This window comes from Acinetobacter sp. CIP 51.11, from assembly GCF_000369665.1.
GTDB classification, from domain to species: Bacteria; Pseudomonadota; Gammaproteobacteria; order Pseudomonadales; family Moraxellaceae; genus Acinetobacter; species Acinetobacter lwoffii_S.
On sequence record NZ_KB850128.1, the window covers coordinates 746,394 to 761,528 of the forward strand.

Consider the following 15,135-nt stretch of genomic DNA (forward strand, 5'->3'; position numbering starts at 1 on the left):
TTTATATTTAATCATGCCAATCTAATTTTCCTTAAAACGCATCTTCATCAAAGTGTCTAAAAACTGTTAGAATGTGGGGTTTTTAAAATATTTTTTAACCTGTTGCTTTGAGAGTTACTATGTCACTGGAAGCCCTGACCACTGAAGCGCTCGCTGCGATTGCAGCAGCTCAAGACCTTGCTGCACTTGATCAAGTACGAGTGCAATTTACGGGGAAAAAAAGCCAGCTCGCGGAACAATCTAAGTCGCTTGGTAAAATGGATCCCGAAGAACGTAAAGTCTTCGGCGCACAAATCCATGCTGTACGTGAAACCATTACCGCTGCATTGACATCACGTCAGGCAGAACTGCATAAAGCTGCCTTAGAACAAAAACTGGCAAGCGAAACCATTGATATTACTTTACCAGGTCGTGGCCAGCAGGTGGGCAGTATCCATCCAGTGACCCAGGTGCAAGAGCGTATTTGCCAGTTCTTTACCAAGGCAGGTTTTACGATTGCAACAGGTCCTGAAGTTGAAGATGACTATCACAACTTTGAAGCACTGAACATTCCAGGTCATCACCCGGCGCGTGCCATGCACGATACTTTCTATTTTGATGTGAACCATTTGCTGCGTACGCATACGTCTGGTGTGCAGATTCGTACCATGGAAACTCAGCAGCCACCAATCCAGATCGTATGTCCGGGCCGTGTTTACCGTTGTGATTCGGATCAAACCCACTCACCGATGTTCCATCAGATCGAAGGTTTATACGTGGCTGAAAATACCAGCTTTGCGGAACTGAAAGGTTTGCTGATTAACCTGCTGAACGAATTCTTCGAAAAAGATTTGAAAGTACGTTTCCGTCCATCTTATTTCCCGTTCACCGAGCCGAGTGCGGAAGTGGATATTATGGATGAACGCGGTCGCTGGTTAGAAGTATTGGGCTGCGGTATGGTGCATCCGAATGTGCTGCAAGCTGCAGGCATTGATCCTGAAAAATACAAAGGCTTTGCTTTTGGTCTGGGTGTTGAACGTTTTGCAATGCTGCGTTATGGCGTGAATGACTTACGTATGTTCTTCCAAAATGATGTGCGTTTCTTACGCCAGTTTGCTTAAAACAAATTTATACCTCTCCTTAACCTCTCCTTTTAAAAAGGAGAGGGACTCCGCGAAATAGATGGAGTTCTCCCCCTTTGGAAAATGGGGGGGCAGAGGGGGATTCTAGAGATTTGAATTACAGGTTTTATATCAATGAAAATTAGCGAAAATTGGCTACGCACATGGGTCAACCCAGCCATCGATAGCGAAAAACTTTCTGATCAATTGACCATGTTGGGTCTGGAAGTCGATGAGCTTGCACCTGCAGCAAAAGCATTTACTGGTGTAGTGGTGGGGGAAGTTCTGACAGTAGAACAACATCCTGATGCAGATCGCTTGCGTGTGACCACTGTCAATATCGATTCAGGTGAGCCACTGCAAATTGTATGTGGTGCGCCAAACGTACGTGCCGGCATGAAAGCGCCAGTTGCGACCATTGGTGCAGTACTTCCAGGCGATTTCAAAATCAAGAAAGGCAAGCTACGTGGTATCGAGTCAAAAGGCATGCTGTGCGGCGCTTCAGAAATCGATTTAGAAGATAAAATTGATGGTTTGTTAGAGCTTCCAGCGGATGCACCAGTAGGTATGAACATTCGTGAATATCTAGACCTTGATGACAACGTGATTGACATCAGCATTACACCGAACCGTGGGGACTGCTTCAGTATTCGCGGGATCGCACGTGAAATTGGTGTGATTAACCAATTGCCAGTAACTGCCCCTGAAATTAAAGAAGTAGCTGCGACTATTAGCGACGAAAAGAAAGTCGTTGTATCGACTGAAGGCTGCCCACGCTATTTGGGTCGTGTCATCAAGAACGTCAATACCAAGGCTGTGACTCCTGTATGGATGGAGCGTGCATTGGCACGTTCAGGTATTCGTCAGCACAGCATTCTGGTTGATATTACCAACTATGTATTAATCGAGCTTGGTCAACCGCTACACGCATTTGATGGCGGTAAAGTTCAAGGTGCGGTACATGTACGTCAAGCGACGGAAGCTGAAAAGTTAGTTTTGCTCAATGAACAAGAAGTTGAACTCAACGAAAAAGTGATGGTGATTGCAGATGATGAAAAAGCATTGGCCATTGCTGGTATTATGGGTGGCTTGTTTTCAGCAGTCAGCGATGCAACCACTGAAATTTTCCTGGAATCAGCATTCTTCGCGCCACTGCATATTGCCGGTCGTGCACGTAGCTTTGGCCTGCATACTGATGCTTCTCAGCGTTATGAACGTGGTGTCGATTTTGAATTGCCATTGATCGCTATGCACCGCGCATCACAATTGATTGCGGAACTTGCGGGCGGTGAGTTTGGACCAATTACAGTTGCCGAAAATGCAGCATTATTGCCAACACGCGACGCAATTGAGTTGAATCAAGCACAAGTCGATCAACTGCTGGGTTATAGTGTTGACTCAGCGTTCATTACTGATGCTTTAAGCCGTTTAGGTTGTGAAGTTACAGTAAAAGCAGAAGGCGAGTGGTCAGTGGTACCGCCATCACATCGTTATGATATGGTGATTTACCAAGATTTGATCGAAGAAGTGGCGCGTATTCACGGTTATGACAATATTCAAATCAGCCTGCCTGTGATTGATGTGAAGCTGGCGAAATACCAAGATCAGTTTGAATTGGGCCAACTCCGTCAAACCGCGGTAACTTTAGGTTACCAAGAAGCGATCAGCTTTAGCTTCGCAGACCTAAAGCTTGAAAAGCAACTTAATTCCAGTGTGAATCCATTAGTATTAGCCAATCCAATTTCAAGTGATTTGGCAGTGATGCGTTCAACCTTGCTATCTAGCCTTATTCCTTGTGTTCAGTACAATGTCAACCGCCAGCAAAGCCGTGTACGTTTCTTTGAGCTCGGTCTGCGTTTTGACTATCAAGAAGCCAGCAGCATCCATGATTTAAAACAGATTCCAACTTTTGCATTGATTGCGACTGGTTCACGTCATGCTGAATCTTGGCATGTGAAACCCGCTGCAATGGACTTCTTTGACTTTAAGGGTGATGTAGAAGAAATTTTGGCTGCTGGTCGTGTCAAAGTAGAATATGTGCGTTCAGAGCGTAGCTGGTTGCATCCAGGACAATCCGCAGAAATTCTCGTGAATGGTCAATCAATTGGTTACTTGGGGCGTTTACATCCCTCACTTGAAGACGAACTTGATCTGGCAACCACATGGGTAGCAGAATTGGATCAAGCGGCTGTTTTGCAAACTTATGTATCTAATTTTACAGAATTATCACGTTTTCCATCGGTTCGACGTGATATTGCGCTTTTAATTAGTGATAAGATTAATGTTAGCGAAATTCAGGGACTTATCGAAAAAACAGGCGGAGAGCTTTTAGACTCAACTTGGTTGTTCGATGTGTACACTGGACAAGGAGTAGAAGAAGGGAAACGCTCACTGGCATTTGCACTTCTCTGGCAGCATCCAAGCCGTACACTGGAAGATGCTGAAATTAAATCAGGTATGGATAATATCCTTCAAGTGTTAGAAAACACTTACCAAGCGACATTGAGGGCTTCATGACAGCACTAACTAAAGCAGAAATGGCTGATCATTTAAGTGAGCTCACGAGTTTAAACCGTCGTGAAGCAAAACAAATGGTTGAGTTGTTCTTCGATGAGATTAGCCAGGCGCTCATCTCAGGCGAGCAAGTAAAACTTTCGGGTTTTGGTAATTTCGAGTTGCGTGATAAGCGTCAACGTCCGGGCCGTAACCCGAAAACGGGTGAAGAGATTCCGATTTCTGCACGCCGTGTGGTCACCTTCCGTGCCGGACAGAAGTTCCGTCAACGTGTGGGAAATGAGCAGGTCAACTGATCTGCTTTTTTAAAAACTGGGATCAATATTGTTAAGTTCCAGTTTTTAAAATAAAAAAAGAGAGCCAAAGGCTCTCTTTTTTTGTACTGAATAATCTAAAAGATTATTGAGCAGCAGCTTCAGAAGCAGCAGTAGCGTCAGCAGCAGCGTCAACAGCAACAGCAGCAGCAGCGTCAGCTTCAGCAACAGCAGCAGTTTCAGAAGCAGCAACTTCAGAAGTAGCTTCTACAGCAGCAGCATCAGCAGCAGCTTCAGCTTCAGATGCAGCTTCTACAGCTTCAGATGCAGCTTGGTTAGCGTCAGCAGCGGCGTCGTCAGCTTTTTTAGCACAACCAACGAAAGCTAGAGTAGTAGCAACTGCAGCAGCAATAGCGATTTTTTTGAATAACATGGCATCACTCTCTAAAAATTGAGATTAAAAAAAACCAAAGTTAGTCTGTTAAGTGCTTTTATTGTTCCTAATTGTGTTAGGGACTAACAACGCAGGAGCAGTCTAACTGGTCTGCAAATATGCTATCACTGCGCATTTTTAATTGCTACTGGCAATGATCAAAAAAGTACGGAAAAACGATAAAAAATAAGAAGTTTTTAACAGAAAATAACAATGGAATGAAAGATTTAGATTGGAGAAAGGCTTATTAAATACTTAAAAGTTATACAATTTTTAATCTGAATATTTTATTAATCAAAAACTTAAAAATAAGTTTACATAAATCAGGCTTCATTGTTTCATTCTGTAATTTATGTCAACCTAAAAAAGGCCACCGTTTAGATGACCTTTCATTTAAAATTTTAATTTGAAGCTTTGCGTTTCATCTGATCAAAGAAATCATCATTGGTCTTGGTTTCTTTCATACGATCCAGTAAGAATTCCATTGCCGCCAATTCGTCTTGAGTATGCAGCAGCTTACGCAGAATCCAGACTTTACGCAGATTGTCTTCTGACATCAGGCGTTCTTCACGACGAGTACCAGATTTCTTGATGTTCATTGCAGGGAACACGCGTTTTTCAGCAATACGACGATCAAGGGTAATTTCCTGGTTACCTGTACCTTTGAATTCTTCGTAAATCACTTCATCCATTTTACTACCGGTTTCAATCAGGGCAGTAGAAATGATGGTCAGTGAACCGCCTTCTTCGATATTACGTGCAGCACCGAAGAAACGTTTAGGGCGTTCTAAGGCATGTGCATCCACACCACCAGTCAGTACTTTGCCTGATGAAGGAATCACAGTGTTATAAGCACGTGCCAGACGGGTAATCGAGTCAAGCAAAATCACCACATCTTTTTTATGTTCAACCAGACGTTTTGCTTTTTCAATCACCATTTCAGCGACTTGAACGTGACGTGCAGGAGATTCATCAAAGGTAGAAGCCACGACTTCACCACGAACCGTACGCTCCATCTCAGTCACTTCTTCTGGACGCTCATCAATTAGGAGAACGATCAGAATAACTTCAGGATTATTGCGAACGATGGACTGTGCAATGCTTTGCAGCAGCATGGTTTTACCCGCTTTCGGCGGAGCCACAATAATTGAACGCTGGCCTTTACCAATCGGTGCAACTAAGTCGATCACACGGGTGGTTAAATCTTCAGTGGTGCCATTGCCCAACTCCATCACCAACTGTTCAGTCGGGAATAATGGCGTCAAGTTTTCAAACAGAATCTTGTTACGTGAATTTTCAGGTGTGTCGTAGTTAATTTGATTGACTTTAAGTAAAGCAAAATAACGTTCGCCTTCTTTCGGCGGGCGAATGGTGCCAGTAATGGTGTCGCCAGTACGGAGGTTAAAACGACGAATTTGAGAAGGGCTGACATAAATATCGTCAGGACCTGCTAAATAAGAACCTGCGGCTGAGCGTAAAAAGCCAAAACCATCTGACAAAATTTCTAGAACGCCATCACCAAAAATCTCTTCGCCATTCATTGCATGACGTTTTAAGATGGCAAAAATAATGTCTTGCTTACGGTTACGAGCCATACCTTCGAGGCCCATAAACTCGGCAATCTTGATGAGTTCGCCAATCGGTTTTTTCTTGAGTTCGGTTAAATTCATAGGTGGTCAGATAGAATCAAAGTTCTGAGGTACAGGTTAGAAAGGGAGTAACATTCGGCCGCATACCAGCATTCAAACGAAAGCAATTGAATTTGCAAAAGAACAATTCAGAGATCTGTTTGAGTGTTTCAAAGAAAAATGTGGAAAACAATTTCTATTGCCGAGCGGCATCTTATGTAATGTGTCTTGTAAGAAATTGGCAGGATTTAGGATCCTTTATCTCTTGAGTAGCGAATATAAGAGAAAATGCCAGGTTTGTCAATTTATAGCCGAAAAAAATACGCGAGCATGAGTCGCGTATTTTTTACTAAAAATGCTGTGCTTAGATATTGTCATCAATAAATGCAGTCAGTTTAGATTTTGGTGCAGCACCGACTTGAGTCGCAACAACTTCACCATTTTTGAACATCAACAAAGCCGGGATGTTACGGATGTTGAAATTCACAGCAGTTTGTTCGCAAGAAGTTACGTCAACTTTCACGATTTTAACTTTGCCTTGGTATTCATCAGCGAGCACTTCAAGTACGGGTGCAATTGCTTTACATGGTGCACACCAGCCTGCCCAGAAGTCGACCAGTACAGGAACGTCTGATTGAAGAACGTCTGCTTCGAAGTTTGCGTCAGTAGTGTTTACGATGTTGCCAGACATGGAATGTGCTCCAGATTAATATTTTAAAGATAACTAATTATTAGTATTACATAGCCATCTTTAACAATGTAGGGGAATCTGTAAATTTTCAATGCTTAATGTTATTTTGTCTAATGGATGATCACGATAGTGATGATCGTGTCTCACTATTATTCCCGATACAAAAAAGAATAAGGCATTAAATTGTCGCCACAAATGGCTTTTAAATTGCATGCATGTGAATTACTCTAAGCACAATTCGTTAAAGGTTTATTTCTGGAATGTCTGACTTTTTGATTGATGAAGAATTACTTGCCGCCATCGATATGGGATCAAACAGCTTTCATTTGGCCATCGCCCGTGTAGATCATGGCGAAGTGAAAAAAGTGGCATCAATGTCAGAAAAAGTTCAGCTTGCCGCAGGACTAGACGAAAATAAAAATTTAACCGAAGCTGCACAGCAACGCGGTTTGGCCTGTCTGGCCCGTTTTGTCGGACGTTTAGGTGCCGTTCAACCGAACCGCTTACGGATCGTGGCGACCAATGCCTTGCGTCAAGCCAAAAATGGCCATGAATTTATTCAGAAAGCTGCAGAAATTTTACCGAAACCCATCGAAATTATTGCCGGTCGTGAAGAAGCCCGACTGATTTATTTGGGTGTATCCCATACCATGGCCAACAGCGGTCGTCGTCTGGTGGTTGATATCGGTGGCGGTTCAACTGAGCTGATTATTGGTGAAGAATTCGAGCCGATTCACACTGAATCAGTACAAATGGGCTGTGTGGCATTTACCAAGGCCTATTTTCAGGATGGTGAAATCAGCGCCAAAGCTTTTGATAAAGCGGTCACTGCGGCGCGTAAAGAAATTTCCGGAATTGCCAATACTTATAAAGAAGCCGGTTGGGATGCTGTCGTTGGCTCGAGTGGTACTATTAAAGCCTGCCGCCAGATTTGCGTTAATATGGGCTGGAGCAATGATCGCGAACAGTTGACGCGTGAAGGCCTGGAAAAGCTCAAAGACAAGCTGCTTAAATATAAATATGTCTCGGACATGGAATTCGAAGGTCTGAAAGATGACCGTCGTGCCGTCTTACCTGCTGGTATTGCCATTCTCTATGCAGTCTTTGATGTACTGGGAATTGACCATTTGGTCTATTCTGATGGTGCGCTACGTGAAGGCGTGATGTATGACTTGCTTGGCCGTTTCAAGCATGAAGATATCCGTGATCGTTCCGTGCATGCCTTGATCGGCCGTTATAATGCCGATGCCAAACAGGCTGAACGTGTGGTTCAGACCGCACAAAAACTGTTTAATGACGTGGCCAGTGAACTCGGTTTGAGTGTTGAAGATAGTGACCTGTTACGTCGTGCCGCCTATCTGCATGAGATTGGTTTGGCCATCAGTCACAGTGGCTATCATCGTCATGGCGCATATTTATTACAACACTCGGATATTGCCGGTTTCTCGCAAGTTGATCAAAATCATTTGTCACATTTGGTCGCGCACCATCGGCGTAAATTGCGCGCTGATGCCAAGATTGATGTGATGAAAGTCGGTGGATCTAAACTTTTATGGTTATGTTTGCTGCTTCGTCTGTCGGTTTTGGTCAATCACAGTCGTAGCGATGAGATGCTTCCTGCCATTGAACTCAAGGTTGAAAATGCGCAACAATGGCAACTCAGCGTGTCTGGTGATGCCAAGCAATGGCCATTGCTGGTCGCTGAACTGCACGATGAACAGCAGCAATTTAAAAATTGGGAGATTGAACTCTCGATTCAATCCGAACAGTTTGTTAATTAATACCTTTATAGGGATGAAAACGGTTAACCTATGAAAAATAAAGCAACTCCATCAAAAGCATGGGCGACAGTGCAGATTGCACGTCATCCAGAACGTCCACAATTCCTGGACTATGTGGGTGAAATATTCACTGAATTTGATGCTTTACATGGTGACCGCCTATATGGTGATGATGGCGCGATGATCGGTGGTCTGGCTCGTTTTGATGGTCAACCGGTGATGATCGTTGGTCAGCATCGTGGTCGTAGTACCCGTGAAAAATTACAGCATAATTTCGGCATGAGTAATCCGGAAGGTTATCGTAAGGCACAGCGTCTGCTAGACATGGCAGAGCGTTTCAATCTTCCAGTATTCACCTTTATTGATACCATGGGTGCTTATCCGGGTGTCGGTGCAGAAGAACGTGGTCAGGCTGAAGCAATTGCCACCAGTCTGGCTCAGCTTTCTAATTTGAAAGTACCTGTGATTGCAACTGTATTGGGTGAAGGCGGTTCAGGTGGTGCACTCGGTATTGGGGTAGCAGACCGTGTGGTGATGCTCTCTCACAGTATTTATTCGGTGATTTCACCGGAAGGCTGTGCCTCAATTCTCTGGAAAACCGCTGAAAAAGCTGAACAGGCCAGTGAAGCCTTGGCTCTGACTGCAGAAAAATTGCAGAAAATGGGTATTGTAGAATATGTGGTGGATGAAGGTGAGGGTGCTCATTTAAATCCGGATCAGGTCATGAACAGCTTGAAAGCAGTGCTGAAAGAAGCTTTGAATGAACTGCAACCAATGGAAGCGCAAGCACGATGCGAAGCACGTTACCAACGTTTAATGAAGTTTGGCAGCGACAATTTAGGTCTGGTTTCTTAAAACAGCTGCAGGACTTTCCTGTAGAGACAAAATTTCTCATCGGATGCAGTGGCGGCGTAGATTCTATGCTGTTGCTGCATCTGATGTTTTTTTTATGCCCGGAAAAAGTTCGGGCGATTTATATCGATCATCAGTTACAAGCACTCAGCGCAGATTGGGGCAAGTTCGTTGCACATCAATGTCAGCAACTGAATATTCCCTGCATCATCCAGCCAGTTCATGTCGCTAGTGGCAATCTGGAACAGCAAGCGCGCAATTCACGTTATCAGGCTTATCTGCAACATTTGCAAGCGGATGAAATATTGGTGCTGGCACATCATCAGCAGGATCAGGCGGAAACCCTGATGCTACGTTTATTGTCTGGTGCCGGTGTTGACGGCTTAGCGGCAATGAAACAAATCGATGTACGTGAAAATCTCACGATTTGGCGGCCATTGCTGGATATTTCCCGTGAGCAGATTTGCCAATGGGCATCAGACTTAAATGTTAAGAATATCGAAGACCCGACCAATGATGATACCCATTATGATCGGGCTTGGGCACGCCAGACGCTGTGGCCGGTATTAAGCGAACGTTATCCTAAAATGCAAGCTGCCTTGGTGCGAACCAGTGAGTTAATGCAGGATGCTCAAGACATTTTACAAGAAGTGCTGCAACAGGATTTAGCGTCTTGTGGGACTGAAACGCAGCTCGATCTTGGTAAATTTCTACAGCTTTCAAAATCACGACAACGTCAATTACTCTCTGCCTGGATGAAAGGTAAACAACAGTATCGTCCATCCTTAGATATGGTGGAGCGTTTGCAACGCGAAGTGATTTATGCCAAGCAAGATGCTCAGGCGGCACTACATTGGCAAAGCTTTTACTATGTGCGCTATCAGCAGCAGATACATCGTCTGACTGCAGAGACTTATTTAGCCGAGCAGCAGCAGGTTCAAACTAGCCCGAAAACTATAAAATTTGCTTTAAAAGACAGCGTACAGGTTTTGTCAGGAAAATTTATCATCGCTCCTGCACAGCTCGGTTTATCTCCTGCATTATTGCAGCAACCTTTGCATTTACAACAGAGGCAGGGTGGCGAAAAAATTCATTTATATGGCCGTGTCGGTGCCTGGCCGCTGAAAAAAGCCATTCAGGAAGCGCAAATATTTCCCTGGGCTCGGCATACTATTCAAATATTAAGCACAGATAATGTTATGCTAGGCGTGTTTACCCCTAAAGGATTTTGGTTGGCCCAATCTGCATATTGTGAAGCAGGCGGATGGCTGCCGATTTCGGTTTCTTCAACTTTAGAACTCAACGATGAGCATTGAACATGAGTGCAGCTTTAAATTGTAATATCTGTTTTATTGGTGGCGGTAATATGGCCCAAGCCTTAATTGGCGGTCTGATTTCACGTGGTTTGCCAGCAACACGTATTACAGTTTCTGATCCGGTCGAAAAAGTCCGTGCTTTATTGGCGGAAAAAGAAATTAATGTGACCGGGGATAATAGCGCTGCAATTCAGGATGCAGATATCGTTGTGTTGGCGGTAAAACCTCAGGTTTTGGCTCAAGTACTGCAACATTTAAAAGGTCTGGTCAATAACAAACTGATTATTTCCATTGTTGCCGGTGCAGAAATTGCCACATTATCAGCATTGTTGGGGACTGAGCGTATTGTCCGGGTCATGCCGAATACACCTGCATTGGTGCAGACCGGGGCACATGGTTTATATGCCAATGCATCTGTGGAAACGAGTGATCGTGAGCTAGCCAGTCAGGTTTTGGCATCAACTGGATTAACCATTTGGGTCGACTCAGAAGCACAAATTGATGCAGTCACTGCAGTCTCGGGTTCGGGTCCAGCTTACTTTTTCTATATGATGGAAAGTATGATTCGTGCGGGTAAAAATTTAGGTCTCGATGAAAAAGTTGCAACTGCACTGACTTTGCAGACCGCTTTAGGCGCGGCGCAAATGGCGATTACCAGCTCGAATACGCCGGCTGAGTTACGTAAAAATGTGACTTCTCCAAATGGGACTACACAGGCCGCACTTGAAGTCTTTGATCGCGCCCAGATTTCTCAAAATATTCAGGCGGCACTTGCCGCTGCACAAAAACGCAGTCAAGAACTGGCACAAGAGCTCAGTGAAAGCAGCAAATCTTCAGTTTAATTTTTAGGAACGTTCAAGTATGGGTGCAAATTCTGCGCTAATTTTTGGCATTATCATTAACGTCGCGATTTTGCTCGTATTCTTCCGATTTTTAATGCAACTGGCAGCGGTCAGTCCTTACAATCCTGTGGTTCTTTCTACTGTGAAAGCCACTAAAATTGTAGATGTATTTGGTCGAATTTTCCCAACCTTGGCCAAAGGCCGAGTCAGTACTGCTGCTTTGGCATTATTGGTCGTGCTCTATCTGCTTAAAATTTTTGGCATGATGTATCTGTCAGGGGGAATGCCGAATGGGCCTGTCCATCTGATTATTCTGACTTTTGTCACCATGATGCAGGATTTGATTCGTTTCTGTCGTTATTTGATTTTCGCTACGATTATCTTAAGTTGGGTGGTGATGTTTACTCAGTCTCGTTCACCTTATATTGAAGTGGTGCAAGAGCTGGCTGAGCCTTTACTGGCACCTTTCCGCCGGATTATGCCAAATATGGGCATGATTGACCTTTCTCCAATCTTTGCCATTTTAACTTTGATTATTATCGAAATGATTATGAACCAGGTGGCGATTGTATTGCTTACCGGTCTTTAATCGGATTCAAATAAAAAAGGACGCCTCAGCGTCCTTTTTTATTTGCTCCTCCCTTTAGAAAAGGGAAGTTGGGAGGGATTTGTTAAACTTCCCAAACGGTGCACAAGTTTTAATCGCAGTACAAGAGGATGGGATATTAACCCTCTCCTGGAAGAAAAGGGGATACCTTTAAAACAATATTGGTTTTCACTTTCTACCCCAGAGGGGTGAGGAAACCCTTTAATGCGCCTCATCCCAGTTTTTACCTTTACCTACTTCAACTACTAAAGGTACAGAAATCTGCAACACTGATTGCATCACTTCAGCCAGTTTAGGTGCCAGTTCATCGGCAATGTCTTCATCGACTTCAAACACCAGTTCATCGTGAACTTGCAGCAGCATTTTGGCCTGATCTTTTGGCAACATCTTGTCCACTTCAATCATCGCCATTTTAATAATATCTGCAGCCGAACCTTGTAGCGGCGCATTAATCGCAGCACGCTCTGCAGCTTTACGCACCATCATATTACGGGCATCGATATCTGGAGTATATAAACGGCGTCCGAGCAGGGTTTCAACAAAACCCTGTTCTAATGCGACCTGACGGGTACGTTGCATATAGTCATAAATGCCCGGATAACGGTGGAAATACTGCTTGATATAATCCTGTGATTCCTGACGGGTAAAACCTAACTGTCGGATCAGACCAAACTCGGACATACCGTAAAGTAGGCCGAAGTTGACGGCCTTGGCCTGACGGCGCTGGTCATTGGTGACATCTTCCAAGGCAATGCCCAAAACTTCCGCAGCAGTACGGCGGTGTACATCCTGACCGTGAATAAAGGCATCTAGCAAGGCTTCATCCTGAGATAAATGAGCCATGAGACGCAATTCAATTTGTGAGTAATCGGCTGCCAGCAAAACACGACCTTCCGGTGCCACAAACGCCTTGCGGATTTGACGGCCAATTTCGGCACGAATCGGAATATTCTGCAGGTTTGGATCAGTCGATGATAAACGGCCAGTTGCAGTCAATGCCTGGTGGTAACTGGTATGCACACGGTGGGTATCAGGATTAGCCTGTTTGCATAAGCCATCGGTATAAGTGCTTTTCAGCTTGGACAAACCACGATATTCCAGAATCAGCTGGGCAATCGGATGTTCAATTTTTTCCAGTACACTTTCACTGGTGCTGTATTGTCCGGTGGTGGTTTTTTTACCGCCTTTTAGCCCCAGCTTTTCAAATAACACTTCACCGACCTGTTTAGGTGAGCTGACATTAAAGCTTTCACCGGCAATTTCCATGATCTGGTTTTCCAGATTGTGCATGGTGTTGGAAAATTCGCCCCCAAGCTGATCCAGAAAAGCAAGATCCAGTTCGATGCCGTTTTCTTCCATTTGCGTCAGTACACGTGCGACCGGAACTTCAATATTATGCAGAATATTCACCAGTTCAGGGTGTGCCTGCAATTTGCTGCTCAAGACTTCATAAAGGCGATAGGTGACATGTGCATCTTCTGCGGCATAATGTGCTGCAGTTTCAAGTGGAATCTGGTTGAAGGTCTTTTGTTTAGCACCTTTACCGGCCACTTGTTCATAAGTCGTGGTCAGATGACTCAAATACAGACGGGCCACATCATCCATGCCATGACGGGTCGCGACAGAATTCAGGACATAGGAAGCCAGCATGGTATCGAAATACCAGCCTGCCAGATGAATGCCATGATTTTCCAGTACATGTGCATCATATTTCAGATGATGCCCAATTTTCTTTACAGACTCATCTTCCAGAATTGGTTTGATCTGCGCCAGAATTACTTCACGATTCAGCTGCTCCGGTGCGCCTTCATAATCATGTGCCAAGGGAACATAATAAGCATTCTGCGCATCGAAGGCGACCGAGAAACCGACAATCTGTGCAATACGATAATCCAGACTGGTGGTTTCGGTATCAAAGGCAAAACGTTTTTCGGTACTTAGGCGCTCAAACAGTGTGTCCCAGTCCTGCTGGCTTAATACTGTGTGGTAGGTCGCTTGACCTAGCTGGTCATCACTGCTGGTTACAGACGCATGGTCTTCCAGAGGTTCTGGTGCTGTAACCGCTTTGGCGTTAATAGATTTTGCCGCCTGCTGGTAATTTGAATTATTCGGGTTGTTCGGGTGATCTAAGGACTGCAGCTGGTTACGGAATTCCAGCTCGGTGTACAAATGACGTAAGGTCTCGACATTCGGCTCACCCAGTTTTAAATCTTCATAACCAAAGTTAAGATCCAGATCGATGACAATACTGGCCAGTTGATGGTCAAGTGCAATGCCATCGACATGTTCTTTAATATTTTGACCGACTTTGCCTTTGATCTTGTCGACATTTTCTAAAATGCCACCAATCGAGCCATATTCAGTGAGCAGTTTTGCTGCAGTTTTGGCACCTACACCTGGCACGCCCATGATGCCATCTGATGCATCGCCCATCAGGGTCAGATAGTCAATAATCTGATTCGGCCAGACACCAAACTTTTCAAACACCCCGTCGACATCCAGCGGTTTTTCTTTAAAGCTGTCTTCTAGGGTAACTTTTTCGGTCACCAGTTGCGCCATATCTTTATCGCCCGTAGAGATCAGCACCTGATGTCCCATCGCCTCGGCACGTTTGGCCAGTGTTCCGATAATGTCATCGGCTTCGGCACCTGGCAAGGTATGTAGCGGAATGCCCAAGGCACGGATCAAGGCATGCAGATAAGGAATCTGTTCGGATAATTCCGTTGGCATACTCGGACGGTCACCTTTATAAATCGGTGACAGCTCATGCCGGAAGGTCGGTTCTGGAGTATCGAAAATCACCGCCATATGGGTCGGTTGGGTCCGGCGCATCAGTTTTTGAATAGCAGAAATCGCACCACGAATTGCATTGGTATGTAAACCGGTTGACGTGGTTAATGGTGGCAGTGCGTGAAAGGCACGAAATAAAAAGTAAGAGCCATCGACCAAGACAAATGGTGGCATGTAATCAATTCCTTATTCAAAATACAGCGCTATTGTACGTGATTTTTACTGCGCTCGCTGAGGCGAGTCTGAGTTTACAGCTTAGCGAATATCGGCTGAAGATGAAATAAGCAGCACAAGCTGTTGTATGATGGAACGATTCAGGAAAGAGAA

The 15,135-nt window shown here is 44.6% G+C and carries 12 protein-coding genes; 8 read left to right on the forward strand and 4 right to left on the reverse strand.

The genetic code is table 11. From position 1 onward, the window contains the following. The first annotated feature begins 119 nt into the window (after positions 1 to 119). The 3 genes from pheS to F894_RS03775 all read left to right on the forward strand — a co-directional run bounded on the left by pheS (position 120) and on the right by F894_RS03775 (position 3,910). Positions 120 to 1,100, forward strand: a complete 981-nt coding sequence (gene pheS / locus F894_RS03765) for a phenylalanine--tRNA ligase subunit alpha (protein ID WP_005246036.1) — start codon at positions 120 to 122, stop codon at positions 1,098 to 1,100. Positions 1,101 to 1,235: 135 nt separating this feature from the next. Beyond that, on the forward strand, positions 1,236 to 3,617 hold the full coding sequence (gene pheT, locus F894_RS03770; protein WP_005246037.1) for a phenylalanine--tRNA ligase subunit beta: 2,382 nt from the start codon (positions 1,236 to 1,238) through the stop codon (positions 3,615 to 3,617). Then, complete coding sequence (locus F894_RS03775) at positions 3,614 to 3,910, forward strand: integration host factor subunit alpha (RefSeq protein ID WP_004278269.1); 297 nt, start codon at positions 3,614 to 3,616, stop codon at positions 3,908 to 3,910. The genes pheT and F894_RS03775 overlap by 4 nt, the downstream gene beginning before the upstream one ends. Positions 3,911 to 4,013: 103 nt before the next feature. Here the strand turns inward: F894_RS03775 and F894_RS03780 are convergent, their stop codons facing one another. The 3 genes from F894_RS03780 to trxA all read right to left on the reverse strand — a co-directional run bounded on the left by F894_RS03780 (position 4,014) and on the right by trxA (position 6,620). Then, on the reverse strand, positions 4,014 to 4,301 hold the full coding sequence (locus F894_RS03780; protein WP_004647530.1) for a hypothetical protein: 288 nt from the start codon (positions 4,299 to 4,301) through the stop codon (positions 4,014 to 4,016). A gap of 401 nt (positions 4,302 to 4,702) precedes the next feature. Next, the gene (gene rho, locus F894_RS03785; RefSeq protein WP_004278267.1) at positions 4,703 to 5,971 is read right to left on the reverse strand and encodes a transcription termination factor Rho; all 1,269 of its coding nucleotides are present in this window, start codon (positions 5,969 to 5,971) and stop codon (positions 4,703 to 4,705) included. 322 nt (positions 5,972 to 6,293) lie between these two features. After that, positions 6,294 to 6,620: a thioredoxin gene (gene trxA / locus F894_RS03790; RefSeq protein ID WP_004278266.1), complete on the reverse strand. Its 327-nt coding sequence runs from the start codon at positions 6,618 to 6,620 to the stop codon at positions 6,294 to 6,296. A gap of 260 nt (positions 6,621 to 6,880) precedes the next feature. On the opposite strand from trxA, the gene ppx reads away from it, so the two are divergent. The 5 genes from ppx to F894_RS03815 are packed head-to-tail and all read left to right on the forward strand — an operon-like array spanning position 6,881 to position 12,000. Then, positions 6,881 to 8,401, forward strand: a complete 1,521-nt coding sequence (ppx, locus tag F894_RS03795; RefSeq protein WP_004278264.1) for an exopolyphosphatase — start codon at positions 6,881 to 6,883, stop codon at positions 8,399 to 8,401. Between the two features lie 30 nt (positions 8,402 to 8,431). Beyond that, on the forward strand, positions 8,432 to 9,256 hold the full coding sequence (locus tag F894_RS03800; RefSeq protein WP_004278263.1) for an acetyl-CoA carboxylase carboxyltransferase subunit alpha: 825 nt from the start codon (positions 8,432 to 8,434) through the stop codon (positions 9,254 to 9,256). Further along, a complete protein-coding gene (gene tilS, locus F894_RS03805; RefSeq protein ID WP_081401187.1) occupies positions 9,193 to 10,569 on the forward strand; it encodes a tRNA lysidine(34) synthetase TilS in 1,377 nt (458 codons plus the stop codon). The genes F894_RS03800 and tilS overlap by 64 nt, the downstream gene beginning before the upstream one ends. Before the next feature lie 2 nt (positions 10,570 to 10,571). Next, positions 10,572 to 11,411: a pyrroline-5-carboxylate reductase gene (proC, locus tag F894_RS03810; protein WP_005246039.1), complete on the forward strand. Its 840-nt coding sequence runs from the start codon at positions 10,572 to 10,574 to the stop codon at positions 11,409 to 11,411. Between the two features lie 19 nt (positions 11,412 to 11,430). Then, the gene (locus F894_RS03815) at positions 11,431 to 12,000 is read left to right on the forward strand and encodes a YggT family protein (RefSeq protein ID WP_004278259.1); all 570 of its coding nucleotides are present in this window, start codon (positions 11,431 to 11,433) and stop codon (positions 11,998 to 12,000) included. 219 nt (positions 12,001 to 12,219) lie between these two features. Here F894_RS03815 and polA read toward each other — a convergent pair whose 3' ends face one another. Next, entirely contained in the window at positions 12,220 to 14,982 is a 2,763-nt protein-coding gene (polA, locus tag F894_RS03820; protein ID WP_005246040.1) for a DNA polymerase I, read from the reverse strand. Positions 14,983 to 15,135: the final 153 nt, after the last annotated feature.

Coding starts and splice junctions, on each gene's coding strand:
- pheS (WP_005246036.1), top strand. CDS start 120: ATGTCACTGGAAGCCCTGACCACTGAAGCGCTCGCTGCGATTGCAGCA.
- pheT (WP_005246037.1), top strand. CDS start 1,236: ATGAAAATTAGCGAAAATTGGCTACGCACATGGGTCAACCCAGCCATC.
- F894_RS03775 (WP_004278269.1), top strand. CDS start 3,614: ATGACAGCACTAACTAAAGCAGAAATGGCTGATCATTTAAGTGAGCTC.
- F894_RS03780 (WP_004647530.1), bottom strand. CDS start 4,301: ATGTTATTCAAAAAAATCGCTATTGCTGCTGCAGTTGCTACTACTCTA.
- rho (WP_004278267.1), bottom strand. CDS start 5,971: ATGAATTTAACCGAACTCAAGAAAAAACCGATTGGCGAACTCATCAAG.
- trxA (WP_004278266.1), bottom strand. CDS start 6,620: ATGTCTGGCAACATCGTAAACACTACTGACGCAAACTTCGAAGCAGAC.
- ppx (WP_004278264.1), top strand. CDS start 6,881: ATGTCTGACTTTTTGATTGATGAAGAATTACTTGCCGCCATCGATATG.
- F894_RS03800 (WP_004278263.1), top strand. CDS start 8,432: ATGAAAAATAAAGCAACTCCATCAAAAGCATGGGCGACAGTGCAGATT.
- tilS (WP_081401187.1), top strand. CDS start 9,193: ATGCGAAGCACGTTACCAACGTTTAATGAAGTTTGGCAGCGACAATTT.
- proC (WP_005246039.1), top strand. CDS start 10,572: ATGAGTGCAGCTTTAAATTGTAATATCTGTTTTATTGGTGGCGGTAAT.
- F894_RS03815 (WP_004278259.1), top strand. CDS start 11,431: ATGGGTGCAAATTCTGCGCTAATTTTTGGCATTATCATTAACGTCGCG.
- polA (WP_005246040.1), bottom strand. CDS start 14,982: ATGCCACCATTTGTCTTGGTCGATGGCTCTTACTTTTTATTTCGTGCC.